Below are 25,226 nucleotides of genomic sequence, written 5' to 3'. Positions count from 1 at the left end.
GGAGTGAAATGATGAAAAAACCAGTTGCTTTAATTATTATGGACGGGTTTGGATATAATAAGGACGTTAAGGGAAATGCAATTGCTAAGTCCAAAACTCCTAACTTAGAGAAAATAATAAAAAAATATCCAAACACATTGATAAATGCTAGTGGTCTTGATGTTGGTTTACCTGATGGTCAAATGGGAAATTCAGAAGTTGGTCACACTAATATAGGTGCAGGTAGAATTGTATATCAAGATTTAACTAGAATAACAAAATCTATAAAAGATGGTGATTTTTTTAATAATGAAGTTTTATGTGAAGCTATGAATAATGCAAAAGAGCATTCTCTTCATGTAATGGGACTTTTGTCTGATGGAGGAGTACATTCACATATAGACCATCTTAAAGCCATAATCAAAATGGCAAAAGATAGAGGTGTAGAAAAGGTGTATGTTCATGCATTTACTGATGGTAGAGATACTGACCCTCAAAGTGCATTAGAATATGCTAAAGAAGTACAAGCTAGTATGGATGAAATTGGAGTAGGAGAATTTGCTACAGTTTCTGGTAGATATTATGCTATGGATAGAGATAAGAGATGGGAAAGAGTAGAGCTTGCATACAATGCTATGGTTAGAGGTATTGGTGAAAAAGCAACTTCTATTGAGGAAGCTATTCAAAACTCTTATGACAATGGAAAAAATGATGAGTTTATAATGCCAACAGTTATTATGAAAGATGATAAGGCAGTTGGAAGTATAAAGGAAAATGATTCAATTATATTCTTTAACTTTAGACCAGATAGAGCTAGACAAATAACTAGAGCTCTAGTTTGTGAAGAGTTTGATGGATTTAAAAGAGAAGATATTAAAAACTTCTTTGTATGCTTAACAGAGTACGATATAACTATAAAAAACGTGCATATAGCATTTGGGCCTCAATCTTTAACTAATACTCTAGGTGAGTATCTAGCTAACAATGGAAAGACTCAACTTAGAGCTGCTGAGACTGAAAAGTATGCACATGTAACTTTCTTCTTTAATGGTGGAGTAGAAGAACCAAATAAAGGCGAAGAAAGATTATTGATACCTTCTCCAAAGGTTGCAACTTATGATTTACAGCCAGAAATGTCAGCATACGAATTGACAGATAAAGCTTTGGAGAAATTAGGAGAAGATAAGTTTGACTTTATAGTGTTAAACTTTGCAAATCCTGATATGGTAGGTCACACAGGAAGTATAGAAGCTGCTGTAATAGCTGTTGAAACTGTAGATACTTGTGTAGGAAAATTAATAGATAAGATAGTAGAGTTAGGTGGAAGTGCAATAATAACTGCTGACCACGGAAATGCTGAATATATGTTAGACCCAGAAACAGGAAAGACTGTAACGGCTCACTCTATTAATCCAGTACCATTTATTGTAGTTGGTCAAGAATTTGAAAGTGCAAAGTTATTGGATGGAGGAAGATTGTCTGATATAGCACCAACTGTTTTAGATATGATGAAGTTAGAAAAACCAGAAGAAATGACTGGTCATTCACTTATCTCAAAATAATTAACTCTGATAAGTAGAAAAGAAAATATAAATATAAGCAAAAATTTTAGAATCATTAGTTGTACATTTTATGTTTAATGTTTTAAATCTAGCTATAATGTTATGTATTGAAGATTACTTTTGAATTTTAATCAAGTTTTTTAATACTATATAAGTTAAAATATTATAAAAAATAAAATAAAAATAGGAACTTTTACAAATTTACCCATCAAATAAATTTGTACCTAATTTTCAAAAAAGTCTTTATGTACTATAATATAAAAAGTAGAGTAAAATAGTAGACGTAAGTTTACAGTAAATGAAAATTTAACTAATAGAAAATCGAAGGGAGATATACAAATGTCAGTTATTGAATTAGTATATGCTAGAGAAGTATTAGACTCAAGAGGAAATCCAACTGTAGAAGTTGAAGTAGTATTAGAAGATGGAGCAATGGGAAGAGCAATAGTTCCATCAGGAGCATCTACAGGAGCTTTTGAAGCTGTTGAATTAAGAGATGGAGATAAAGACAGATACTTAGGAAAAGGTGTAGAAACAGCTGTTGCTAACGTAAATGAAATAATAGCACCAGAAATAGAAGGAATGGATGCATTTGACCAACCAGCAATAGATGCAATGATGATAGAATTAGATGGAACTCCAAACAAAGGTAAATTAGGAGCTAATGCTATATTAGGTGTTTCAATGGCAGTAGCTAGAGCAGCTGCTGATGAAATAGGTCTTCCATTATTCCAATATTTAGGTGGAGTAAATGCTAAACAATTACCAGTACCAATGATGAACATATTAAACGGTGGAGAGCATGCTGATAATAACGTTGATGTTCAAGAGTTCATGATATTACCAGTAGGTGCTTGTTGTTTTAAAGAAGGTTTAAGAATGGGTGCAGAAGTATTCCATGCATTAAAGAAAGTTTTAGGAGAAAAAGGATTAGCTTGTGGTGTTGGTGACGAAGGTGGATTCGCTCCAAACTTAGGTTCAAACAGAGAAGCTTTAGAATTAATAGTTGAAGCTATAACAAAAGCTGGATACAAGCCAGGTGAAGATGTTATGTTAGGACTTGATGTTGCTGCTACAGAAATGTACAACAAAGATACTAAAAAATATGTTTTAGCAGGAGAAGGAAAAGAGTTAACTGCTGCTGAAATGGTTGCTTTATATGAAGATTGGTCAAACAACTTCCCAATAATAACTATAGAAGATGGTTTAGATGAAGAAGATTGGGACGGATGGAAGTTATTAACTGACAAATTAGGAAATAAATTACAATTAGTTGGTGACGACTTATTTGTTACTAATACAGAGAGATTAGAAAAAGGAATTGAAAATGGAGTAGCTAACTCTATATTAGTTAAAGTTAACCAAATAGGTACAATAACTGAGACTTTAGATGCTATAGAAATGGCTAAGAGAGCAGGATATACTGCTGTTATATCTCATAGATCAGGAGAAACTGAAGATTCTACTATAGCAGATTTAGCTGTTGCAGTAAACGCTGGTCAAATAAAAACTGGTGCTCCATCAAGAACTGATAGAGTTGCTAAGTACAACCAATTATTAAGAATAGAAGAAATGGTTGGAGAACAAGCTAGATACTGTGGATTAAAATCTTTCTATAATTTAAAAAAATAGTTATTGAAGATTAAAAATATGGTATTAAAGATTAAAGAGATAACATAAAAGATAAAAATTTATCTTATAAGGGATAAGTGATAGTTGATTTTTCAATTCACTTATCCTTTTTTTATATTTCATTTCTTACTTTTATTCACAGCTTTAGAAAAAATACGAATAAAAGTTTCTATTTCATCTTTATCTAATTGATGTAAGAGATTTCTAAATACAATTATTTCTATATCTCTATGTTCTTGTTGAGCCTTTAAACCTAATTCAGTTAAGACTAAGTTATACCCCCTTTTATCTTTAATACAGGGATTTTTTTTAATAAATTTTTTTAATTCAAGACGTTTTACAGCACTTGTTAATGTGCTTTTTGGCAATTCTAAAATTTCACTAATTTCTTTCATTATACTATTTGGATACTGTTCAACTATTTCTAAAATACTTAATTCTACTAAAGAAATACCATGAATAGTAGGATACTTACCACTACACATTTCTGTTTTCATCTGCATACTAACAATATGCCACAGGTTGTTTAGCTCTTTTACAGGATTCATTGACTTTTACCTCCATATATGATACGATTATCGCACTAATATAGTACGATAATCGTATTAATTTGTCAATAGGATGGTGTTTTTATGAATTTAGAGATTATACGAGCTACAAGTGAAAATGCTACAGAAATGGGCTTTATACATTCTTGTTCGTGGAGAAAAGCGTATAAAGGAATTATTCCAGATAAGATAATAGATGAATTCACTTCTGAGAAAAGAGCAGAAGTTTTCCAAAGTGTTATTCCAAAAGCTGAAGAGGAATATTATCTTTTTAAAGTAAATGGTATACCTGCTGGTTTTGCTTCATTAAATAGAAGCCAAGAGGATAATGCTCCAAAATATGTTGGAGAAATATATTCTATCTATTTCCATCCTGATTTTTGGGGAACATCTGTGACAAAAAAAGGATTACAATTTTGCATTGATAGATTAAGCAATTTAGGATATTCACATATAACGATATGGGTTCTAAAAGACAATACTAGAGCTATAAATTTCTATAAAAAAAATAGTTTTACTTGTGATGATTTTGAGAAAGAGATACATATTGGGAAAAAATTATTAGAAGTACGTTATTCAAAAAAGATATAGTAATTGCATATTATTTTTGTTTGTTATTTATACTTTAATAGTCTTGAAATGACTATATTATTGTGATACACTAAAGAGTAATGAAATTTAAGTAATAAATAGATAGGAGGGGCAATAATGAGCAACATTTTAATGGGTGTGCAAGTAGTGCTAGGGATTTTACTAGTAATTAGCATAATGCCTCAAGATTCAAAAAATGCTTTGCCTTCAGAGTTTGGTGGAGAAGGAAGTCAAGCTTACTTTAAACCAAAAGGTAAACAAGCATTTCTTGCTAGAGTTACAAAGATAACAGCAGTATTATTTTTTATAAATGCATTAGCATTACTTATAGTTAAAAAGTAATGATATTGTTGAATAACTGGCCATTATTTGATTAGTGTATTTAGGAAATATTTAAAAATTAAATTTAGTTTTTAATAAAAGTACGTAAAGTAAAAAATAAAAAGGGAGGTGTCTCAAAATGAACTTTTTAGTTCATGAGACACTCTTTTTTTATGAAATCAAATATGTTTTCATCATTTCAACAATGAAAAAGAGGCTTATCTCTATTTTGAGACAGCCATTTTTATTTTAAATATTAAGTTAGATATTTTGATTATTTACACTTATGTGTATCTTTATCAAACCAGACAATTAGTTTATTACAATTTGGACAAGTATTTTCAGTGACTTGTTTTTCAATCCACCTAAAAACACTGTTTTCCTTCATATACTGTAGATTATCAATGACATTTTTATGATGACAAATTCCATTGACAATATGTTTGTTTTTAAAATCATGTAATCTATCACAAGGGAATTTATCACATTCATAACATCGTGTAACATTATTCAATTCTGCACAATCTCTAAATCCGTGGTCACAAACTAAACACTCAGAGTTAACATTATCTGAGAGACAACCATGACAGTTTTCAGGGTATTCAGGACAAGTCCCACAAAATAAGCCACAAATAGCAGCAGTATTTTCACAAGGTTTCATAAAATCATCTCCATTAAGTTTTATAGTATAGCTAGTGTATTGTAAATATAAACAGTACTTTCATAATACTTAATAGAATCATCTTCATTAGGGCTTATATTATAAATATGGTGTACAAGTAAAAGCATACAACTAGAAAATATCATGTAAGTAAAGCTAAATTTTTAAATAAGATTAGTTTAAATAAAATTAGTTTAAATAAATCTATTCTGTTTTAAAATAAATATTATTAAAAATACTGTAATTATAGAAAATGCAGAAGTAAATACTACAATTTGACCAGCTAGTTCACTATCAGAATCCATCTGTTGTGCCATTGTAAATGAAGAAACTGCAGTTGGAGCAGACAACATTATCATAAGTGAGGCTAATTCTACATTTCTAAATCCAAGAAAAATACTAATTGGCAAGAATATAGTAGGTACTAGTACAAGTCTTCCACATACTCCCAATATAATGGGTCTTATATGTCCCTTTATAGAAGAAAAACTAAAGGAACCCCCTAAAATTATAAGAGATAAAGGTGTTGCGATTTTAGATATATCGCCAATTGTCTTATGTAAAAATGTAGGAATATTTACATCTAAAATTAACATAATAAGACCTATTGCAGAAGCTATTATAAGTGGATTTGTTATAATACCTTTAATCATATGTTTTATATTTACTCTGCCTCCTCTAAAAATTTCAAGTATTACGACAGACAACACATTAAACATAGGTACAATGACTGCAATTAATAAAGATGTGACTCCAATGCTCTTATCACCAAATAGTGAGATTGTGACAGGAATACCAAATATAACGAAATTACTACGAAATATACCTTGTATTAATGCACCCCTTGATTTATTATCTTTTTCAATTTTAGGGATAATAAAAACTAAGATTAAGAAGGTTGAAAAAATGATTATAACAGCCACAGTCATAAGTCTAAAATTAAGAGAGCCGTTTAAATCTGTGTTATATATATTAAAAAATAATAATAATGGCAAGAAAGATTTGAAACAAACATTATTCATTTTATTTAAAGTATGTTCATCAAATAAGCCTAATTTTTTTAGAACATATCCAAGTAACATTGTGAGAAACAAAGGAAGAACAACATTTACTGATAAAATTAAATTTTCCAAAGTCTATTCTCCATAACTTGACAATTCAATTAAATTTCCATCAGGGTCTCTTAAATAAATGGATTTCATTTTACCAAAAAATCCTGTGCGTTCTACAATTCCTTGTTCAATTTGAATATCATTTTGTTCTAAGTATTTTTTTGTCTCATTAATATTATCGTTTATTTCAAAACATAAATCAGCACTACCTGTTTGTACGTTTTTGCTATGTGGTGAAAGTTCATGACCTTTTATATGGACATTTATCTTGAAATCTCCAGCATAAAGCTCATATCTTTTATTCATTTCCTTAAATGTAAAACCAAGTTTTGTATAAAATTTGATACAATTTTCTATATTATTAGTAGTAATTACTACATGGTCTATTTTTTTTATCATAACAACTCCTTAAGATTTTATATATTGATAAACTTATCATAAATTTATTTGATTTTATAAACTGATACGATTTATCTTGACTATCTAATTTTATCTTGATTGTTGAATTTTATATTTATTATTGAATTTTATATTTATTATTGAATTTCATGTAGAGTGTTAAATTTTATGTAAATTGCAGGATTTAATGTAATTTGTTAATTAAAATATAAAAAATATTCTAATAACAATTAAGCTAATCATTAATCAAATGTAGACATTTAATTAATGATTAGCTATAGTCAATCTAATTAGTTAGAATAACTTCCTTTTAATGTAAATGTATCTAAAACGTGTCCATCCATAGCTTTGAAAAATTCATTCATATAGAATCCTTTTTCAAGGTCAAGAATAGTATCAAGTGCAAATACATGTATCTCATAAACATGAGGTCTGTCTGGAGGAGCCATACCACCATATACACTGGCTTCTAATCTATCAAGACCTCCTAGCTTACCATGCCAGCTAGTAGTACCTTGAATAAAATCAGTAGCTGTTATACTTTCATTTTCACTTAATTCGTCTCTTGTTATATTTACAGCTAACCAATGTATCCACGCAAATCCACATACAGGGACAGAGTCTTTGTCTTCTAAAAATACAGCAAAGGATACTGTATTCTTTGGAGCATCTTCAAATTTTAGAGGTAGTGAGTATGTAGGCATACCACCTTCATTGAACTGAGTTCCTCTTTTTCCATATTTATCTTCTATAATGCCATTTACTATACCAGTACTAGTTACTTTCATAATAATTTACCTCCTAAATATATAATAAATTAATATAATATTTCTGTAATTTAATTATATACCAGTTGAAAATAATGGTAAATTACTTACTTTTTTGTGGGTATATATTTAGAGTATATCTACCTATTTTAAAATACCCTTTTCCTTAAGGACATCTTCCATACCATTATCTAGCATAAAGTTAATTCCTATATCTTGCATTATAGCCAAAGCATCTAATATTTGCTTTCCTCGAATAGGTGTGAGTAAATATTCAACCTTAAGCGGGTAACCTTCATATGTCTTTTTATCTACAAGACCAAATTCGATTAATTCTTTAAGTTGTTCAAGCAACATTTTTTGATTAATACCATTAATTTCCTTCTCAAGTTTTGATAGGGAAGTAGGTCCCATACGTAATCTCCATAATATAATAGATTTCCATTTGCCTTTTATCATATCATGTGTTAGTTCTAAGGGGCAAGTATATTCATCGCGAAGTTTCAAATAAGGGCACCTCCAATTTATTTTGCTAAGATACGTTTTGAAGCAAGCTTATATACAAACTCAATTTTTTTATTTGAAATATCCCATGAATCTAATTCTTTTTTTATTAAATCTGGATATTTTTTACTTATATCTCTAAGTGCATTACCTACAGATTTTCTTAAGTATTCACTATCATTATCCTTTAAACTGGAAAGTAGAGATATAGCGATATCAGGATTAGATTTAAAATAATCTCGATTGGTCCAAATCCTAAGCCCTTCTGTGACAGCTCTTTTTATGTTTGGGTTGTCAGAATTAATCCATTCTTTTATCACAGGTAGTGATTTTTCATATCCTACCTCACTACAATAATAATCAAATGATTTAGCTAATATCTCTTGTACCCTCCAGTTTTCATCTTTACTCACATTGTCTTTTAAAAATAACAAAGCTTCAGAAATCGTTATTGATATAAAGCCAAGTATAAACACTGCCAATTCTCTTACTTGATAGTATTCTGATCTATATAAGTAGATTGATAGATAATAACATTTTTTTGATTCATTATTTTTTACAATCTTTTTAGCGATGCTTTCAATTTCTTTAAAGCCATTTTCTATAGTAATAATTTTTGCAATTACTTCTTCCAATTTTATCTCCTCCAATAAGTAGATTAGTTTAAATTTCATGTATTTATTTGTAAAAAAAAGTTTGTTTAGTTTAGATAAAATAAAGACTTGTCAAAAAACGTTTGCAAGTCTTTAGTACTAGCATAAATAAAAAATAATAAAAAATCAACCTAATTTAGCATATAAATTTACTTTTATTATGAGTTTTATATTATAAAGTTGTGTTTAAAAAATTAATTGAGTTATATAAATTTTACATGATTTGAGTATACTAATAGAATAAATTATTATATAGTAATATTTATATGAGATGAATATTTTACCAATCTTATCTGATAGTGTATAATTAGGTGATAAAGTAGATAATAAATAGTAATTTAAACGATAATAATCACATTTATTACAGATAATTTATGATTAGAAAATCACTATAATGATGTTTCAAGATATTCCTTTACAATTTATAATAAATCAAAAATATAAATAAGTAATTTAGTTTGTAGGAATAATAAAAAGTATAAAAAGTTATGTGTAATTAATAAAAAAGCTTTGTTATAAGGAATATAAAGGATAACATAATATAAAAAATAATATAATAAAAGATTAAAATAGGAGGGAAAAATGATACCAGGGCTTAAAGAGAGTTTGTTAGGATTAATAAATGAAAGTGCATATAATCCTCTAAAAAAAGAAGAATTAGCAGAAATTTTTGATATACATTCATCAGAAATGCCAATGTTTTATAATTTTTTAAATGAATTAGAAGAAGATGGTTATATAAGTTTTACTAAGAAAGGAAAAATAATATCTCCAAATCAAATGGGATATTTTGTTGGAAAATTTGTATCACATAAAAAAGGATTTGGATTTGTGGAATCTGATGCTGAGTATACGCAGGATTTATTTATCTCAAGCGACAATATAAATGGGGCTATGCATAATGATAGAGTTATGGCAGAAATAGTTGTACCTGCTACTGAAGAAAAGAGAGCAGAGGGAAGAATAGTAAAAGTTATAAAGAGAGAGATAACTAGAATAGTAGGAACTTTTCAATCAAGTAAAACTTTTGGATTTGTAACACCAGATAACAAGAAGTTTACTAAAGATATATATATACCTAAAAAACATTTTAGTGGAGCAGTAGATAATGATAAAGTAGTATGTGAAATTACAGTATGGCCACAAGAGGATAGAAAGCCAGAAGGAAAGATTATAGAGATATTAGGTCAAAAAGGTGAAAGAGGCGTAGAAATAGACTCTATAATAAGGGAACATGGTCTGCCAGAAGAGTTTCCAAAGAAAGTATTGCAAGAAGCTGAAGCTGTAGCTGTTGAAATTCCTCAAGAGGAGATAAAAAGAAGAAGAGATTTAAGAGATTTAAACATATTTACTATAGATGGAGATGACGCAAAAGATTTAGATGATGCTATATCAATAGAAATATTACCCAATAAAAACTTTAAATTAGGGGTTCATATAGCTGATGTCACACATTATGTAAGAGAAAAAAATAAACTTGATAAAGAAGCTTTAAAAAGGGCTACATCAGTTTATCTAGTAGATAAAGTAATACCAATGCTGCCAAAGACTCTTTCAAATGGAGTATGTAGTTTAAATCCATTTGAAGATAAGTTAACACTTTCTATATTTATGGAAATAGACCATAAAGGAAATGTAGTTAAACATGAGATATGTGAATCTATAATAAATTCAAAAGCTAGAATGACTTATACAGAAGTGTCTGACATATTAGAGAAAGATGATGAAAAACTTAAAAAGACTTTTGAACATGTTGCAGATGACTTTAAAAATGCTGAGGTTTTGGCTAGAATTCTTATGTCAAGAAGGGAAAAAAGAGGAGCTATAGATTTCAACTTCCCAGAAGCAAAGATAATTCTAAATGGAGAAGGTGAAGTTGCAGATATAAAGCCTTATGAAAGAAGAATATCTAATAAAATAATAGAAGAATTTATGCTTATAAGTAATGAGACAATTGCAGAACATTTTTATTGGATGGGAATACCATTTGTTTATAGAATACATGAGACACCATCTTTGGAAAAAATGGAAGAATTGAGCAAGTTTATATCTACATTTGGATATGTAATAAAGGGTGATAAAGAGGAAGTACATCCAAAAGAATTACAAGGTATAATAGAGAAGATAAAGGGCAAAAAAGAAGAAGGTGCTATTAGTACTATAATGCTTCGTTCTTTAAAACAAGCTAAATATTCACCAGAATGTAGTGGACACTTTGGGTTAGCAGCTAAATTCTACTGTCATTTTACTTCACCAATAAGAAGATATCCTGACCTTCAAATTCATAGAATAATAAAAGAATCTTTAAATAATAAGATAAGTGGAAAGAGACAAGAACAGCTTACTACTATAGTTGATTATGCATCTGTTCAGTCTTCTGAAAAAGAAAGAAAAGCAGAGTTGGCTGAAAGGGATGTACATGATTTCTATAAGGCTCTTTATATGAAGGATAAAGTTGGTCAAGAGTTTGAAGGTGTTGTATCTAGTGTAACTTCATTTGGAATATTTGTTGAGTTGGATAATACTATAGAAGGATTGATAAGACTTGCAAATATGAATGATGATTATTATATTTATGATGAGAGTTCTTACAGTGTTGTAGGAGAAAGAACTAAGAAGTCATATAAGATAGGTGACCTAGTTAAGATAAAAGTTGAGGGTGTAAATGTAGATTTTAAAGAAATTGATTTTGAAATAGTTGAAAAGATAGAGGAATAAGTAAAACATTTAAAAAAGATATGAGAAGTTGTAGTATTTATGATATAGCTAAATTTACAATACTCAATGTTCAATAAAAATAGCTAATTAAAAAATATTTAATGGAAATAGCTAATTAAAAAATAATTAGTTAAAACAAATATTTAAAAAATAAATTTTTAATATAAAGTAAGTGTATCCTTTAAAATTTGAGATACACTTATTTTTTTGTTTTACATAAATTTTTGCTTTATTTAATTTATAACAATATATTACTTTGTATAAATTTAGTGTTAAAATTATTAAAAACACTACTTAGGAGGAATGGAATTATGGGTATGATAGGATGTTATACTAAAATAAGTGAAGAAAATGTTTTGAAACTACAACGAGCAGAAGGGAATTTACAAGAGTTTGTTTTTGGAGATGTGAATGAAAATAATTCTATTAATATTGATAAGGCATGGGATGCTATTCACTTTACTTTAACAGGTTGTCCATTTGGAGGAGATGATGATAATATATTTAGCAAATTAGTTCTAAGTGGAAATGTACTTGTAGAAATTGATGAAGAGCCACCTGCAATGTTGATTACAGCTAATGATGTAAAAAAACTATCAGAAGCAATGAACAATTTAGAAGAGCAGATGTTTAGAACAAAATTTAATATTGGTGAGATGTTAGAAAATAATATTTACCCTGTTATGGATGATGAGAATGAAGAAGAGTTTTTTGAGTATGTATGGGCAAATTTAATTGAACTTAAAAAGTTTATAGAGGAAGCAGCTAATGAAGGAAAAGCAGTGATATTTTGTATAATGTAATGATTACTAAAAAACATGAATGTTGATGTACTTACATATCTTAGACAAGGAGAAGGATGTTTTTTATAAGGGAAGAATAGATATTATATTAGCCTTTTAATTATTTATTTAATAGTAGCATTTTGAAATACGTATATTATTTTGAATTCTTGTGATGTATAGCTACATATGTTTTAATTTATTTTAAAAGGCTAAATGATTTATCCGAAGTTAGTATCATTAGGATACAAGTATGTGATAAATATTTCTTAGAACAGACTATATAATATGATTTTGAAATATATGAGTCTACAATAGGCATTTAATAATCTTTTAGATTCCAATTCAATTGATAAAATAGAGGATTTTTTAATTATAGTTTTGAATCTACTATATTTTTGAAATTTATCTATTGTGTCCTATAATTCTCTTGTATATCTATAATATTTTTTCATTATGTGACTCGATTTATTTTTGAAGCTAACCTATTATATTCAATAATTCTTTTAATTAGATATTGTATTTTTTTATTATGTGAATTAATTTTTAAAAAAATTTATATCTTATATCCAACAATTCTTTTGTATACTTATCTTATTTTTAAATTATGCAAATTAACTATTTTTTGAAGCTAATCTCTTATATCCAATAATTCTTTTAGTTATCTGCAATATTTTTTAGTTATAGCAACTTACCATCACATTGAAAGCTATCCATTATAAATAATTCTTTTAGCCATCCACCATATCTTTTTATTATATAAAACGAATTCACAAATAAAGTAAGTAAAAATTAAAAATATAGATACTTTAATTAAAAGTAGAAAAATTAAAATCTTTAGGAAAAATTTAGAAATTTATAAATAATATCTTAAGTTTTAGAATTTATTATGAAAATACAATAAAAAGTTTATAGAAACACAATTCTATAAAACTATTTCTGGAGGTGTATTTATATATGGAAATGAAAATATCAGTGTCTAACCTTAGTAAAAGGTTTGGAACAAAAATTGCTCTTGATAGCATAAATCTTGAAATCGACAGTGGTATGTTTGGACTTTTAGGGAGAAATGGAGCAGGAAAAACGACTTTTATGAGAATATTAGCCACTTTATTATCAAAAACAGAAGGCTCAATAGACATGTGTGGAATTCCTATTGAGAATACTAAAGATATTAGGAACATGGTTGGCTATTTACCACAAGATTTTTCAATGTATCCTAATATGACAGTATATAAAGCAATGGATTATTTAGCAGTTTTATCGAATATACCACTAAGAAAAAGAAGAAAAATTATATGCAAGTTATTAAGTAAAGTAAACCTTACTAATCACCAAAATGTTAAGGTAAAGTCTTTATCTGGAGGTATGAATAGGAGGCTTGGTATAGCACAAGCGCTAATTCATAATCCAAGAGTTTTAATAGTAGATGAACCAACAGCAGGTCTTGATCCAGAAGAACGTATAAGATTTAGAAACCTATTATGCGAAATTGCAAATGATAGAATTGTCATCTTATCAACGCATATTGTTGGAGACATAGAAGCTACATGTGAAAATGTGGCTATATTAGATAGTGGAAAGGTCATATACAATGGCTCTACTGAGGCATTAGCAAAACTAGCTGAAGGAAAAGTATATAGTATTGAAGTAGACAAAAAAGATATTGAAAATATAAAAAGTAGATTTGTAGTTATAGGTATGCTGACTCAAGGTGGAAAGGCTACACTTAAGGTCATATCAGATGATAAACCTTTTGAAAATGCAGTAGAATGTAATCCAACTATTGAAGATGGCTATATGCTTATAATGGGAGGAGAGAAGATATGAATCTATTTGTAAAAGAATGTAAAAATATATTAAAAAGTATAGTATATTATGTTTTTATTATAGCTTTAGTATTTTTCTATGTTTCTCAACTTGGTGGTTCAGTTTCTAAAGATGTAAGTAAGACTGTCCCTAATAATGGAAATCCACTAGTTGCACCTCAAAGGGTAGAAAATATTGAGGAATATTATTCTATACACAATCAATATCCATATGGTCAAAAAGAATCTATGAAAACAGAAGAAGTCATCCCCAACGCAACTATAAATTTAATTAGAGAATATCAAGAGAACTCATATACAACATATCCAACAGGAATAGCTAAATCTATAAAATTGGACCAAACTAAAACTAAGACTATAGAACAATATATAGAAGAAATAACTGGTAGAAGTATTGAGGAAATAAATGCACTATGGAAAAATGGAGATAGCATAAAAATAGATTATTCAAGAGTATCTATTGGAAGATTTGAAGAAATAATGCAAAAAGTAGATGATATTTTAGGTGGAGGGTCTGCATATGCCTTTGATAAGTTGCAAAGATTTGGAGTAGTTCCAATTACTTATAATGAAGCAGTGAAGAATTATAACTATACAATACAAAAAGATAAAGTTACTAATGGATATGCAAGAATTTTTTGTGATTATATAGGTATAGTTTTAAGTATATTTCCAGTGTTTGTGGCAGTTTTCATGTCACTTAAAGATAAGCGTTCAAGAATGAGAGAAATTATTTATTCAAAACAAGTATCATCATACAAAATAGTTTTATCAAGATATTTTGCACTTGTTTTTATGATGTTATTACCAGTATTAATTTTAGGTATAAAAGATTTGCTTCCTTTGATTGCATTTGGTAAAAATGAAGGGATATCAGTTGATAATTTAGCATTTATAAAATATACAATATGGTGGCTACTTCCAACTCTTATGATAGCTACAGCTATAGGTATGAGCCTTACTATATTAACAGATACGCCAATAGCAATTATTGTTCAATTAATTTGGTGGTTTTACAGTATAAATTCTACAGCTCTTAAAGGGGATTATCCAACAATGGGATTAATGATAAGACATAACAGTGTGTTAAGTGGGGATATTGTTGCACAAAACTTTAATCAAATTATGAGTAATCGACTTATGATGAGTTTAGGTGCATTAGTGATTGTTTTGTTAACGATATTCTTATATGAGCAAAAAAGAAGGGGGAATCTTGATGTTGGGTCAAAGCTTTCAAAACTGTTTAGTTTTAATAAAAGAAAACTTCAAATTAAGCATTTTAATTAATTTGATATGTTCAATTATATTGTTATGTTTGATTCCTCTAATACAAGGAGTAGCTAATTTAGATAGGATTTCGGCAGCCATATGCTTAGAAAATTATGTTGCAATATTAGGAATAATAATGTTGGTACCTATATTTTCACTAGAACAATCAAAGGAGATTGATGAAATAGTATCATCAAAATCATTATCTCAAGTTGTTGTACAATTAATTAGAATACTGATGTCAATTATAAGTATAGCTGTTTTAATTATAGGCTTTGTAAATATTTTAATATATTTAGGTGGAGATTTTCCAGTAATCGAGTATATTGTTGGAAGTTTCGCATCAGCTATATTTATAGGAAGTTTGGGAATGTTTTTCTCGAATTTATTTAACAATACAATCATGGGATATATGATATCTATAGGATATTTAATTTTAAACATGATGACTAAAGACAAGTATGTTGGAAATTTCTTTATAATGTCTATGAGTCAAGGCAGTTTTGATGAAAAATATTGGTTGATATCTGGAAGTGTAGTGTTGATAATTCTATCTCTATTGATAAAACCAATAAAAAGGAAGGTTAGATAATAAAATGAGAGCTTTAATAAAATGAAGGTAATAGAAGTAAAAAGTGTATTTATGAAATACAAGTTTATTTTTATATACATAAACTATAACTTGATATTTATGTATGTAAATAGATGTACATATCTATTTACATACATATACTGCATTTTATTAAAAGCTCTCAAATTTATATTTTATATTGATTTCACAATAATAGTCTGATAAAACTTATAGTAATTTTATAAATTTCATAGTGATTTTATAATAATAGTTCAATAAAACCTACAGTAATTTTATAAATTTCATAATGATTTAATAATACTAGTTTAATAAAACCTACAGTAATTTTATAAATTTCATAATGATTTTATAATACTAATTCAATAAAACCTATTAATAATTTTATAAATTTCATAATGATTTCACAATAATAGTCCAATAAAACCTATTAGTAATTTTATAAATTTCATAATGATTTTATAATACTAGTTTAATAAAACTTATAGTAATTCTATAAATCTCATAGTGATTTTATAATACTAGTCCAATAAAACCTATTAATAATTTTATAAATTTCATAATGATTTAATAAATATTTATAAAACTACTATTTTTGTTTAGAAACTTTATTATTCATATTATCATTAGTAGGCATTGCTCCAAAGCTTAATTTTTCATACATTACTTGAGTTGGAGCTAACCAAACTGTGCCATTACCAGTAAATGTATTTAAGAAACCTTCACCATTTAAAGCAGAACCTATTAAAGACTTATCTGATTTAGTAACAGAGAAATTAACTCCAGATGTTCTTGCTATTGCAAAGTTACCATCTACCTTTAATTCTTCTCCATTTTTTAATTCATACTCTACAATTTCACTTTGAGGAACAACACATTCTAGAACGATTACACCAGTACCACTTAATTCTATTTGGAAGAAACCTTCGCCACCAAGTAAAGCAGATGAGAAGTTCTTTTGTGTAAATGCCTTTACTTCTATTGTATCAGAACAGCAATAGAATAATCCTTTATCAACAACTATTGAATCATTATCAAGGCTCATAAATAAGTAATGTCTAAAAGAAGGTTCTAAGTAAACTTCACCAGTACCTTTATATACAGGTTTCATCATTGATTCATTAGTAAGTGCTCCTGATATTCCTTTTTTGAAAAGACCACCAACACCACCAATTTTAGTTTCAGAAGAGATATTACCTTTATAATAATATAACGCACCAGCTTCTGTTTTTATTGATGAATTATTTAACTTTATCTTAATTTGTCTAGCTCTTAAGCCAGCTTCTCTAGCAAAATATAATCCCATTGCCATCATTGGGCTAGAAGCACCTTCAAGTTTTTCAAATTCCAATATTTCAAATTCACTTTTTCCATCTGATGCATTTTCTAAAATTCTTACTTTTTTGCTTAAATCCATACAAATTTCTCCCTACTATAGTTAATATTTATCTCTAAAATATTACAAGATATAATTATATATTACATTTTTTTTGGAAAAATGGCTACTTTATCATCAAATTTTTACATCTTTTAAGATGATTCTAGTCGGAGTAGGATTGTTTAAGGGTGTGTGATTATTTAAATAGATATTTTGAGTATTATTTATTATTTGTGGGTATTATATCTTATGGGCATGTTAAAAGATAAAAGATAAAAATTTAGAGTAGTTTTTGTTTTGAAGTTAATAAATTAATTTTATCAGTTAAATTTAGCTTGGTACTGAATGTATTTGATATGTCTTGTTATTTATTTTGCTTTATTATTTATCATATTACTTAAGAAACTTAATACATTAGTGTAATCTTGACTAAAATCCCTGAATATGTTATTATACAGGTTAGTCAAATGATTTAGTAGTATGGAAAATTTAGCAAATTCTTAATATCAATTGAAGAATTTTCTAGCAAAGAAGGTGAGATTTATATGGCTGGTAAGAAAGTATTAGCAACAAATAAAAGAGCAAGACATGAATATTTTATAGAAGAAACTTATGAATGTGGAATTGAATTAAAAGGAACAGAAGTAAAATCAATAAGACAAGGTAAAGTTAACCTAAGTGATGGATATGCATCTGTAGATAATAGTGAAGTATTTTTGAAACAAGTTCATATAAGTCCATATGAGCAAGGAAATATATTCAATGTTGATTCTTTAAGAGTTAGAAAATTATTGCTTCATAAGCATGAGATAAGAAAACTTATTGGAGCAACTACTATAAAGGGGTATTCACTTATACCACTTAGTTTATATCTAAAAAACGGTAAGGTCAAAGTAGAGATTGCTTTAGCAAAAGGTAAGAAGTTATATGATAAGCGTCAAGATATGGCTAAGAAAGATGCACAAAGACGTATAGAAAGAGAAATGACAGGCAAGTATTAAATTAGATAAAAGTGTATTTTTTAGAATAAAATTCTTTATTATCTAGAACATAACATTGATTTTTATTCTTAAAAGTATTATATTATATATACATTAAAAATTTAATAAAAATGGTGATAAAGTTTGCGAAAAGTCTACTGGACTATAAACTACTCAAGGGGGCGTAAAGGTTTCGACGTGGGTTTGGAACTTGAGGCTGCATGTCGTGTTACTCTGGGTCACGTAAAAACTGGGGAACTTTAAAATAAACGCAGACGATAATTTCGCGATAGCAGCCTAGTTGCTGCTCGTCCCTCTTAGTCCTCCTGCCGACTAAGACTGGACGTCATTATGCAGGGAACTACTTTAAGGGTGTCTCGACTTAAAGTAGATTAATTGGGACTGGCTAAGCATAAAGCCTGCCACTTGGCGTTATGTGAGGCGAGATACTAGTGAAGTTGGCTAAGCATGTAGATGCAACGAGGAAAAGACTTACGGACAGGGGTTCGACTCCCCTCGTCTCCACCAATTTTGAGAAAAGAATGATGAAATACTTGGAAATACTAGCCTCTATTGACTAGTATTTTTTATTTTGGCGATAAAATCCACCAACCGTACCCCAACCACAGAAAAAGAGGTTTTTTTGTGGGTATATGGGGGTGCATTTAGGTTATATAATTATATATTTTAATATTACATGTTTATTAGGAAGATAGTTAGTAAATGATATGGTCGAGAGAATAGATATAATAAAATAATCAAGTAATGTATTTCAATGTTTATTAAAGAATGGATTTTTATATTAGGAGAATTTTTAGAGAGAGACAGCTACCTAAAAGTGAATAAAGAAGTGACTTTATAGTATTATTTGTAACTATTCTATGATTATTATAGAATCTTTTATAAGTTATATTTATAGAGATATTATTAAATGTTTACAATATTCTCTTGCAATTTATTTAAAGATGTTATATATTTATAACATCAAGTGTTATAAATATATAACTTTTAAGGGGTGATTTTATATGTCTAGATCAGAGCTTGGTGTTAAGGCAAATCTTGTTTCAGAGTTAATGATGCTATCCTATTTTTTTATAGACTTGTTATTACAAAAGTTTATTTTTAAAGGAGAAGGTATTTGGTTTACTTTTATAATTTTATTAGCTTTTTGGGTGTGCAATCTCATGTATAATAAAAAATATAATGATTTAGTTGATGAGGTATCAAAACTTATGTTGTTAAAGGTTGATCAGATTGCATCAAAAATAATGTTATACTCTATGTTTGTAATAGCTGTTATCTTTTCAGTTAATCATACAAGAGCTTTGGATATATCAAATTTGGATATAGGTATAATGCTCTTAGCAGTTTTACTTGTACAATCGTTAACTAAATTAATTTTGTATGTATATTTTGATAAAAGGGGTGTATGTAACTAAGTGGCAATATCAATGAAATAAAAACTAAAATATAACTTTTAAGGAGTGATTTTATATGTACAAATCAGAAACTGGTGTAAGATCAAAGCTTATCTTAGAATTACTTGTAATAACTTATTTTTTTATAGCTGTATTAGCTACTAAATATATTTTTAAAGGTCCAAGTACTGCTTCTCTACCAGGGTTGAGTTGGTTAATAGTTTTTGGATGCTACTTAATTTATAATAAAAAGTATAATGATTTAGTTGATGAATCATCTAAATTTATACTATCAAAGGTTAATCAGATTGCAATAACAATAATGATATATTCTATAGTTATAGTGGCTATTTTCTTTGCAACACCTTATACAAGTAATATAAATATATCAAACTTGGATACTGGTATAATTCTTATTGCAGTTTTATTTATACAATCGTTATCGAAATTAATTTTGTATGTATACTTTGATAAAAGGGGGATATGTAACTAAGTGGCAATATTGATGAAGACAAAAATTAAAGAATATAGGGAAAAACTCCTTATGACACAAAATGAACTTGCTAAATCAGTTGGGGTAAGACGTGAGACTATTGTACACTTAGAAAATGGAAAATATAATCCTTCTTTGAAGTTAGCTATGGATATTGCTAAAGTATTTGATACTACAGTAGAGAATTTGTTTGAATTTATTGAAGAAGAATAGTGGATAGATTATAAACATTTATTAAGATTGTTAACAAAATATTAACTATAATGATTGAATAATATCTGGAATATTCAGCTAAAATTTTTATACTTGAGATTAATTAAAGAAAAGCTTGATTTTTAGTGAGTAAATGTTCAAATGGTAGGTAAATCATTACATAAGATTTTATGACAAAACTAAATAAGAATGAAATTAAAGGAGATTTAAAAATGTATAATGAAGATTATAAAAAACTTATAAAAAGTAATTATAAAATTACAATGATATCTATAAAAAATAATGTAAAAATATTCTTAAATATAAATAATTTATTTAATCTTTTTAGCAAAATAGAATGTGTTTATAGACTTCCATTTGGATTATATTTAAAATATAGTGGTAGAATAAATAATGAAGGAATATTGATTCATTATGAGTCCATAAATATTAATGATATGTCTAGTGAACTTAAGAGACAATTTAAAAATCAATATTATTTGAAAGAAAGAACTAAAGATTATGACTTAATGAATTATATGATACATATTAAGAAAATTCCTTGTAAACTCATGAGTACCTATCCACATATGGACAAAGAAATAGGTATATATTATATTTAAAAATAAAAAATTAATGTTGATTATGTGGAGGAATTTATATTATTAACTGAAAAAACTAGTAAGAATTACTTGATTGCTATTTTCTAATAACATTTAGATTCTTACAAGTTCTTGTAATAATGGAAAGTATAGTGTGAATTTAATAAGTTTAATTATGGATAAAAATAAGGAGGATATATTGAATAAATTAGGAATAAGGTATACTGAAGATCAAAAAAGTAAATTTATAAATTTTATAATAAGTAAGTTTAGAGAAGAGGGCCTTAATTTAAAAGAAGTAAGTCAAAATGGAAATCGTAATGTAGTGAGTGATAATATTGACAGCTCATTATGATACACCTAGAAGATTTTCTATAGGTGATCAAATTATACATAAGAACATGAATATGTTTAGAATTATTTTTATAGTAGCATTAATTTTAATAGCAGATATTCTTATAGTACCATTGATAAATTTAATTTTAAAGATGTTAGAAAAAAATATAATAGTTCCTATAATTGCTATAATTTTCATATCTATAGGAATAGACTATTTATTTAAATATTTAGTATCTCTATATTATAAAAGGAAAGATAAGCTGAATCCTAATCAACAGAAATACGCATATAAAAATTGTAAAAAAGCAAATGAAAATAACTATAATGATAATACTAGTGGGATTCTATGTTTAATAGAGGTTGCAAAAAAATTAAATATTATAGTGGGATTCTATGTTTAATAGAGGTTGCAAAAAAATTAAATATTATAAATGAAGAAAAAAAAATTGATAGTGTTGGATTTGTTTTTTTTGACAATGAAGAAAAAGGATTAAAGGGATCAAGATCATTTGTAAAATCTTATCATGACCTAGAATCTGAGATAATAATTAATATTGATTGTATAGCAACTGAAGGTGACTATGATACAATTTCATATATCATTGGCAATAATAAAAACAAAGAGAAGACAAAAGTTTTAGTTGATATAATTAAAAGTTTTAAAAATAAGTCTGATGAAATAAAGGTTAAGAGAGTAATAAAAATATTTTTGAAAAATTATATTGTTCGAGTATGTTATTTATTTTTATGTAATTCAGTAACTTCAAGTGACCATCTAAGCTTTACAAATTACAATGCTCTATCTATATCAAGAAAAAAATTCAACTTACGAAGAGGTAATTATATTCCTAATATACATACAAATGAAGATACAAAGGAAAATAGTGATCCAGATAATATATCTAGAATTTCTTGTATGATTCTCTCAATAATTAGAGAAATCATATAAAGTTAGCTTAAACCATCCTATACAAATACATTAACTATAACAATGTCTAATCTGAATTTGTAATTAAGGATATAAGCTTAAATATAATTAGTTTATATCCTCAATTCATTTCTCATATTTACTTAATAAATTTGTAGTATTTTTATGTATTTGCTCTTTACAATGAAAATATTTTATCTAACTTTTCTACAGCTTCAACTTTCTTATCTTCCATAACTTGAGTATATATATTCAAAGTTATTGATATATCATAATGACCCATTAAAACTTGTACAGTTTTAGGAGGGACATCATTCTCAAAAAGTCTAGTTGCATAAGTTTTTCTAAGACCATGAAACTTTATAGGCTCTATATTTAAGCTATTTAATATAGACTTTAAATTTCTTAAAGGTCTTTTATCATCGATAGGGACACCTAATTCATTGCAAAATACATAACTATCATTTCTATATAATTCTCCAGCTTTTAATATATCTGTATTTTGATTTACTTTATGTTCTTTCAACTTATTTAAAACATCCTTTGGAATAGGCACAGTTCTGTAAGAATTTGATGTCTTTGGCTCTTGTTCTAATACTTTAAGCTCTCTATTTCCATGTTTATCTATAAGATATGTTCTTTGAAGAGTTCTTTTAACTGTTAAATTAGAACTCTTAAAATCAATATCAAACCATTTAAGTCCTAATAATTCTCCTAATCTAAGTCCAGTACCAAGAGCAAGTAAAAATAATACCTCTAATTTATGACCATCTATAGCTTTTATAAAATTCTTTTGTTGTTCAAGAGTCAATATTTCAAGCTTATTTTCCTTTTTCTCAACTGGTATATTTACCATAATGCAATAATTACGTTGTATAAGACCTTGTTTTTCAGCTTCTGATAGGCAGGTTTTCAGTTTAGTGTTTATTTGCCTTATAGTAGGTATACTTTTATTGGAATCAAGCAATCTATTGTAATATTTTTGTATGTGAGATACTCTTAAGTCTTTTAATTTAACATTGCCTAAATCAGTATCTTTAATATAATTACGATAGATGCTTTCATATCTTTCAAATGACTTTGGTTTTAAATCTTTTATTCTATATTCAAACAACCAATTGTAAAACCAATGCTCTAAAGTTATTTTATCATCTGAAATATCAGAACTTAAATAATATTGTTTTTTATAAGCATCTAATTTATCTTTAACTTCTTTTTGAGTCTTACCATAAAATTCTTTTCTTATTGGTTTCCCATCTTCATTATAACCAATCATTATACGGGAACGCCAGCCATCTTTATATTTTCCGATAGAGCCTTCTCCATTAGCTCTTTTAGTTGCCATTTTTAAACAGCTCCTTATATGATTTATAGTTATATCCATCAAAGAATGTAATACATTTCTCTAATAAGAATTTTATAACTTCATCAGCTTCTAGTGTTTCATAGAAGTTTAGCATCAATGTGTTGTACTCTTGTTTATGCTTAGCTGGTATTGATAGAACTCCTATATCATTACTTATAAGTATTAGGTTTGAGGTAAGTCTAGCAGTTCTTTTGTTGCCATCATAAAAGAATTGACAATAGGACAACCATAAATTTATTATTATAGCCTTTTCTAAGGGGTTAGTTATTTTATTTATGATACTTATGTCACTTACAAATAAATCATTTAATAGAGTGGCTTCTATGCACTCATATTGAGTGGTACCAGCTATACCTATATTACCATTTCTGAAATCTCCAACGATTAGAGCTTCATCTCTTGCAACTATTTTATGTATAGAGCAAATTGTATCTTTATTTAAAGATAAGTTTTCTTTGTTACTTAATTTTATTACATAATCCCATGATGATTTTATATTTAGTATTTGATTTTGGTCACTTAATTTATGTCCACCTACTGTTATACCATCAAGTAATGTTTGTACTTCTGGGAATGTAAAGGGGTTATTTTCTAGGTTACTCATATCATATACAAATTCACTTATCATTCTTCTAATGTATGTTAAAGTATATTTTTTATCTCCATGAGGTAGATTAGTAGGGAATTTATGTGTGTATTTTGGTATATATGATTTATTCATGATTGTAGCTCCTTTCATAGTTTTTTACCATTGTTTTAGATACTATTGATATATTTTTATATTTTAGTTAGTAGTTTTTTTATTTCTTTAAGTGTATTTTCAAGCTTTTTATTTTTTTCCTTTAATTCATTATTTTCTTGTAATAATTTAAAGTAATCATTATTTTTAATAGTCATATTTTCTTTTTGAGATATTAACTTTTTTAGTCGAATGTTACTCCCATTATCTGTTGCCTCACTAAAGTAATCATAGATTGCTTCTATATTTTCTTCTGATAGACCAATATCTAATAATTCATCAATTGATTGTTTTATAAGAACATCATTTTTAATAATTTCTTTTATATCATCAGGATGTAATGAAAAATCTAATTCAGTATTAGATACACAATCTGAAAGTATCCAATTATAAACTTGATTTTCATTTAGTTCTAATTTTTCACCAAGTTTATAATATTGGTCTTTATCAGACCAAGCACCTAGCAATAAACTTGAGGTAATCCTAATATCATCATCTTCCATAAGATTTGAAATAGCATTTAAAAATTCATCAAAAGAATAGTATTCTTCTGGGAATAAAGACTGTAAAAAGTATAAAACATCTTCATTAGTCATTACTTCATTTTCAATATCAAAATAAAAGATAGTCTTTTCAATTTTCAAAGCTTTAGCGAGTTTTGATAAGGTATCTATACTAGGTATTCTTTTATCATTTTCATAATTTATTAGAGCATTTCTTGAGATGCCACTAATTTCAGCAAGTTGAATCTGTGTTAGTTCTTTTTGTTTTCTTATCTTTTTTAAGTTTTTTCCAATTTGCAATATTATCACCTCGTATAAAGTATATCCCAAAAGTACACAAATGAGAACAGAAAAATAATATATTCTTATTGA

The 25,226-nt window shown here is 27.3% G+C and carries 28 protein-coding genes and 1 other RNA gene; 18 read left to right on the top strand and 11 right to left on the bottom strand.

Features of this window, described 5'->3' with window-relative positions; translation table 11 throughout:
• The first annotated feature begins 11 nt into the window (after positions 1-11).
• Positions 12-1,541: a 2,3-bisphosphoglycerate-independent phosphoglycerate mutase gene (gene gpmI, locus ACTG44_RS17665; protein WP_479920956.1), complete on the top strand. Its 1,530-nt coding sequence runs from the start codon at positions 12-14 to the stop codon at positions 1,539-1,541.
• A 339-nt stretch (positions 1,542-1,880) separates the two neighbouring features.
• Complete coding sequence (gene eno, locus ACTG44_RS17660) at positions 1,881-3,173, top strand: phosphopyruvate hydratase (RefSeq protein ID WP_479920955.1); 1,293 nt, start codon at positions 1,881-1,883, stop codon at positions 3,171-3,173.
• A gap of 119 nt (positions 3,174-3,292) precedes the next feature.
• Here eno and ACTG44_RS17655 read toward each other — a convergent pair whose 3' ends face one another.
• Positions 3,293-3,721 (bottom strand): MarR family winged helix-turn-helix transcriptional regulator, encoded by a 429-nt coding sequence (locus tag ACTG44_RS17655; RefSeq protein WP_054271647.1) that lies wholly within the window; start codon positions 3,719-3,721, stop codon positions 3,293-3,295.
• An 84-nt stretch (positions 3,722-3,805) separates the two neighbouring features.
• Between ACTG44_RS17655 and ACTG44_RS17650 the strand changes: the two genes are divergently transcribed.
• Together ACTG44_RS17650 and secG are read left to right on the top strand one after the other, a co-directional pair.
• The gene (locus ACTG44_RS17650; protein ID WP_479917551.1) at positions 3,806-4,312 is read left to right on the top strand and encodes an N-acetyltransferase family protein; all 507 of its coding nucleotides are present in this window, start codon (positions 3,806-3,808) and stop codon (positions 4,310-4,312) included.
• 117 nt (positions 4,313-4,429) lie between these two features.
• On the top strand, positions 4,430-4,654 hold the full coding sequence (gene secG / locus ACTG44_RS17645) for a preprotein translocase subunit SecG (protein WP_003421948.1): 225 nt from the start codon (positions 4,430-4,432) through the stop codon (positions 4,652-4,654).
• Positions 4,655-4,907: 253 nt separating this feature from the next.
• Here the strand turns inward: secG and ACTG44_RS17640 are convergent, their stop codons facing one another.
• From ACTG44_RS17640 to ACTG44_RS17615, 6 genes are all read right to left on the bottom strand, one after another.
• Positions 4,908-5,294, bottom strand: coding sequence for a DUF3795 domain-containing protein (locus ACTG44_RS17640; RefSeq protein ID WP_021385992.1), 387 nt, complete (start codon positions 5,292-5,294; stop codon positions 4,908-4,910).
• 194 nt (positions 5,295-5,488) lie between these two features.
• On the bottom strand, positions 5,489-6,427 hold the full coding sequence (locus ACTG44_RS17635) for an AEC family transporter (RefSeq protein WP_479920954.1): 939 nt from the start codon (positions 6,425-6,427) through the stop codon (positions 5,489-5,491).
• Positions 6,428-6,430: 3 nt separating this feature from the next.
• Positions 6,431-6,805 (bottom strand): VOC family protein, encoded by a 375-nt coding sequence (locus tag ACTG44_RS17630; protein WP_479920953.1) that lies wholly within the window; start codon positions 6,803-6,805, stop codon positions 6,431-6,433.
• A gap of 290 nt (positions 6,806-7,095) precedes the next feature.
• Entirely contained in the window at positions 7,096-7,593 is a 498-nt protein-coding gene (locus tag ACTG44_RS17625) for a YbhB/YbcL family Raf kinase inhibitor-like protein (RefSeq protein ID WP_479920952.1), read from the bottom strand.
• Positions 7,594-7,716: 123 nt separating this feature from the next.
• The gene (locus tag ACTG44_RS17620; protein WP_021386106.1) at positions 7,717-8,079 is read right to left on the bottom strand and encodes a winged helix-turn-helix transcriptional regulator; all 363 of its coding nucleotides are present in this window, start codon (positions 8,077-8,079) and stop codon (positions 7,717-7,719) included.
• Between the two features lie 17 nt (positions 8,080-8,096).
• Positions 8,097-8,711, bottom strand: coding sequence for a DNA alkylation repair protein (locus ACTG44_RS17615; protein ID WP_479917548.1), 615 nt, complete (start codon positions 8,709-8,711; stop codon positions 8,097-8,099).
• 600 nt (positions 8,712-9,311) lie between these two features.
• Here ACTG44_RS17615 and rnr point away from each other — a divergent pair.
• From rnr to ACTG44_RS17590, 5 genes are all read left to right on the top strand, one after another.
• Positions 9,312-11,447, top strand: a complete 2,136-nt coding sequence (rnr, locus tag ACTG44_RS17610) for a ribonuclease R (RefSeq protein ID WP_479920951.1) — start codon at positions 9,312-9,314, stop codon at positions 11,445-11,447.
• Positions 11,448-11,758: 311 nt separating this feature from the next.
• Entirely contained in the window at positions 11,759-12,250 is a 492-nt protein-coding gene (locus tag ACTG44_RS17605; RefSeq protein ID WP_479917547.1) for a YfbM family protein, read from the top strand.
• A gap of 936 nt (positions 12,251-13,186) precedes the next feature.
• Positions 13,187-14,059 carry an ABC transporter ATP-binding protein gene (locus ACTG44_RS17600; RefSeq protein ID WP_479920950.1) on the top strand — a complete coding sequence of 291 codons (873 nt, stop codon included), beginning with the start codon at positions 13,187-13,189 and terminating at the stop codon, positions 14,057-14,059.
• The gene (locus ACTG44_RS17595) at positions 14,056-15,345 is read left to right on the top strand and encodes an ABC transporter permease (RefSeq protein ID WP_479920949.1); all 1,290 of its coding nucleotides are present in this window, start codon (positions 14,056-14,058) and stop codon (positions 15,343-15,345) included. Before ACTG44_RS17600 ends, ACTG44_RS17595 begins: the two co-directional genes overlap by 4 nt.
• Positions 15,275-15,919, top strand: a complete 645-nt coding sequence (locus ACTG44_RS17590) for an ABC transporter permease (RefSeq protein WP_479920948.1) — start codon at positions 15,275-15,277, stop codon at positions 15,917-15,919. The genes ACTG44_RS17595 and ACTG44_RS17590 overlap by 71 nt, the downstream gene beginning before the upstream one ends.
• 586 nt (positions 15,920-16,505) lie before the next feature.
• Here ACTG44_RS17590 and ACTG44_RS17585 read toward each other — a convergent pair.
• Complete coding sequence (locus tag ACTG44_RS17585) at positions 16,506-17,333, bottom strand: AIM24 family protein (RefSeq protein WP_021386022.1); 828 nt, start codon at positions 17,331-17,333, stop codon at positions 16,506-16,508.
• Positions 17,334-17,839: 506 nt separating this feature from the next.
• Between ACTG44_RS17585 and smpB the strand changes: the two genes are divergently transcribed.
• The 9 genes from smpB (at position 17,840) to ACTG44_RS17540 (ending at position 22,267) form a co-directional block, all read left to right on the top strand.
• A complete protein-coding gene (gene smpB, locus ACTG44_RS17580; protein ID WP_021386105.1) occupies positions 17,840-18,295 on the top strand; it encodes an SsrA-binding protein SmpB in 456 nt (151 codons plus the stop codon).
• 157 nt (positions 18,296-18,452) lie between these two features.
• Positions 18,453-18,802: a transfer-messenger RNA gene (ssrA, locus tag ACTG44_RS17575) on the top strand.
• Positions 18,803-19,299: 497 nt separating this feature from the next.
• Complete coding sequence (locus ACTG44_RS17570) at positions 19,300-19,713, top strand: hypothetical protein (RefSeq protein WP_479920947.1); 414 nt, start codon at positions 19,300-19,302, stop codon at positions 19,711-19,713.
• A 55-nt stretch (positions 19,714-19,768) separates the two neighbouring features.
• Positions 19,769-20,185 (top strand): hypothetical protein, encoded by a 417-nt coding sequence (locus tag ACTG44_RS17565; protein WP_169470053.1) that lies wholly within the window; start codon positions 19,769-19,771, stop codon positions 20,183-20,185.
• Positions 20,186-20,398, top strand: coding sequence for a helix-turn-helix transcriptional regulator (locus ACTG44_RS17560; RefSeq protein WP_169470054.1), 213 nt, complete (start codon positions 20,186-20,188; stop codon positions 20,396-20,398).
• A gap of 170 nt (positions 20,399-20,568) precedes the next feature.
• Complete coding sequence (locus tag ACTG44_RS17555; RefSeq protein WP_021363939.1) at positions 20,569-21,000, top strand: hypothetical protein; 432 nt, start codon at positions 20,569-20,571, stop codon at positions 20,998-21,000.
• Between the two features lie 178 nt (positions 21,001-21,178).
• Positions 21,179-21,334, top strand: coding sequence for a hypothetical protein (locus ACTG44_RS17550; RefSeq protein ID WP_479920946.1), 156 nt, complete (start codon positions 21,179-21,181; stop codon positions 21,332-21,334).
• 52 nt (positions 21,335-21,386) lie between these two features.
• Complete coding sequence (locus ACTG44_RS17545) at positions 21,387-21,719, top strand: hypothetical protein (RefSeq protein WP_479920945.1); 333 nt, start codon at positions 21,387-21,389, stop codon at positions 21,717-21,719.
• Positions 21,665-22,267 carry a DUF1420 family protein gene (locus tag ACTG44_RS17540; RefSeq protein ID WP_479920944.1) on the top strand — a complete coding sequence of 201 codons (603 nt, stop codon included), beginning with the start codon at positions 21,665-21,667 and terminating at the stop codon, positions 22,265-22,267. Before ACTG44_RS17545 ends, ACTG44_RS17540 begins: the two co-directional genes overlap by 55 nt.
• A gap of 157 nt (positions 22,268-22,424) precedes the next feature.
• On the opposite strand, the gene ACTG44_RS17535 is transcribed toward ACTG44_RS17540, so the two are convergent.
• The 3 genes from ACTG44_RS17535 to ACTG44_RS17525 are packed head-to-tail and all read right to left on the bottom strand — an operon-like array spanning position 22,425 to position 25,163.
• Positions 22,425-23,591 (bottom strand): tyrosine-type recombinase/integrase, encoded by a 1,167-nt coding sequence (locus ACTG44_RS17535; protein ID WP_479920943.1) that lies wholly within the window; start codon positions 23,589-23,591, stop codon positions 22,425-22,427.
• Positions 23,581-24,333: a Fic family protein gene (locus ACTG44_RS17530; RefSeq protein WP_479920942.1), complete on the bottom strand. Its 753-nt coding sequence runs from the start codon at positions 24,331-24,333 to the stop codon at positions 23,581-23,583. Before ACTG44_RS17530 ends, ACTG44_RS17535 begins: the two co-directional genes overlap by 11 nt.
• A gap of 56 nt (positions 24,334-24,389) precedes the next feature.
• Positions 24,390-25,163: a helix-turn-helix domain-containing protein gene (locus ACTG44_RS17525; RefSeq protein ID WP_225532654.1), complete on the bottom strand. Its 774-nt coding sequence runs from the start codon at positions 25,161-25,163 to the stop codon at positions 24,390-24,392.
• Between the last annotated feature and the right edge of the window lie 63 nt (positions 25,164-25,226).

It is taken from the genome of Clostridioides sp. LIBA-2809 (assembly GCF_056688965.1).
The sequence above is the reverse complement of the archived record's forward strand: the minus strand, read 5'-3'. Positions and strand labels throughout refer to the sequence as shown.

Coding starts and splice junctions, on each gene's coding strand:
- ACTG44_RS17565 (WP_169470053.1), top strand. CDS start 19,769: ATGTACAAATCAGAAACTGGTGTAAGATCAAAGCTTATCTTAGAATTA.
- ACTG44_RS17590 (WP_479920948.1), top strand. CDS start 15,275: ATGTTGGGTCAAAGCTTTCAAAACTGTTTAGTTTTAATAAAAGAAAAC.
- ACTG44_RS17535 (WP_479920943.1), bottom strand. CDS start 23,591: ATGGCAACTAAAAGAGCTAATGGAGAAGGCTCTATCGGAAAATATAAA.
- ACTG44_RS17595 (WP_479920949.1), top strand. CDS start 14,056: ATGAATCTATTTGTAAAAGAATGTAAAAATATATTAAAAAGTATAGTA.
- ACTG44_RS17650 (WP_479917551.1), top strand. CDS start 3,806: ATGAATTTAGAGATTATACGAGCTACAAGTGAAAATGCTACAGAAATG.
- gpmI (WP_479920956.1), top strand. CDS start 12: ATGAAAAAACCAGTTGCTTTAATTATTATGGACGGGTTTGGATATAAT.
- ACTG44_RS17640 (WP_021385992.1), bottom strand. CDS start 5,294: ATGAAACCTTGTGAAAATACTGCTGCTATTTGTGGCTTATTTTGTGGG.
- eno (WP_479920955.1), top strand. CDS start 1,881: ATGTCAGTTATTGAATTAGTATATGCTAGAGAAGTATTAGACTCAAGA.
- ACTG44_RS17570 (WP_479920947.1), top strand. CDS start 19,300: ATGTCTAGATCAGAGCTTGGTGTTAAGGCAAATCTTGTTTCAGAGTTA.
- ACTG44_RS17545 (WP_479920945.1), top strand. CDS start 21,387: ATGTTTAGAATTATTTTTATAGTAGCATTAATTTTAATAGCAGATATT.
- secG (WP_003421948.1), top strand. CDS start 4,430: ATGAGCAACATTTTAATGGGTGTGCAAGTAGTGCTAGGGATTTTACTA.
- ACTG44_RS17630 (WP_479920953.1), bottom strand. CDS start 6,805: ATGATAAAAAAAATAGACCATGTAGTAATTACTACTAATAATATAGAA.
- ACTG44_RS17600 (WP_479920950.1), top strand. CDS start 13,187: ATGGAAATGAAAATATCAGTGTCTAACCTTAGTAAAAGGTTTGGAACA.
- ACTG44_RS17585 (WP_021386022.1), bottom strand. CDS start 17,333: ATGGATTTAAGCAAAAAAGTAAGAATTTTAGAAAATGCATCAGATGGA.
- rnr (WP_479920951.1), top strand. CDS start 9,312: ATGATACCAGGGCTTAAAGAGAGTTTGTTAGGATTAATAAATGAAAGT.
- ACTG44_RS17625 (WP_479920952.1), bottom strand. CDS start 7,593: ATGAAAGTAACTAGTACTGGTATAGTAAATGGCATTATAGAAGATAAA.
- ACTG44_RS17655 (WP_054271647.1), bottom strand. CDS start 3,721: ATGAATCCTGTAAAAGAGCTAAACAACCTGTGGCATATTGTTAGTATG.
- ACTG44_RS17605 (WP_479917547.1), top strand. CDS start 11,759: ATGGGTATGATAGGATGTTATACTAAAATAAGTGAAGAAAATGTTTTG.
- smpB (WP_021386105.1), top strand. CDS start 17,840: ATGGCTGGTAAGAAAGTATTAGCAACAAATAAAAGAGCAAGACATGAA.
- ACTG44_RS17555 (WP_021363939.1), top strand. CDS start 20,569: ATGACAAAACTAAATAAGAATGAAATTAAAGGAGATTTAAAAATGTAT.
- ACTG44_RS17540 (WP_479920944.1), top strand. CDS start 21,665: ATGTTTAATAGAGGTTGCAAAAAAATTAAATATTATAGTGGGATTCTA.
- ACTG44_RS17530 (WP_479920942.1), bottom strand. CDS start 24,333: ATGAATAAATCATATATACCAAAATACACACATAAATTCCCTACTAAT.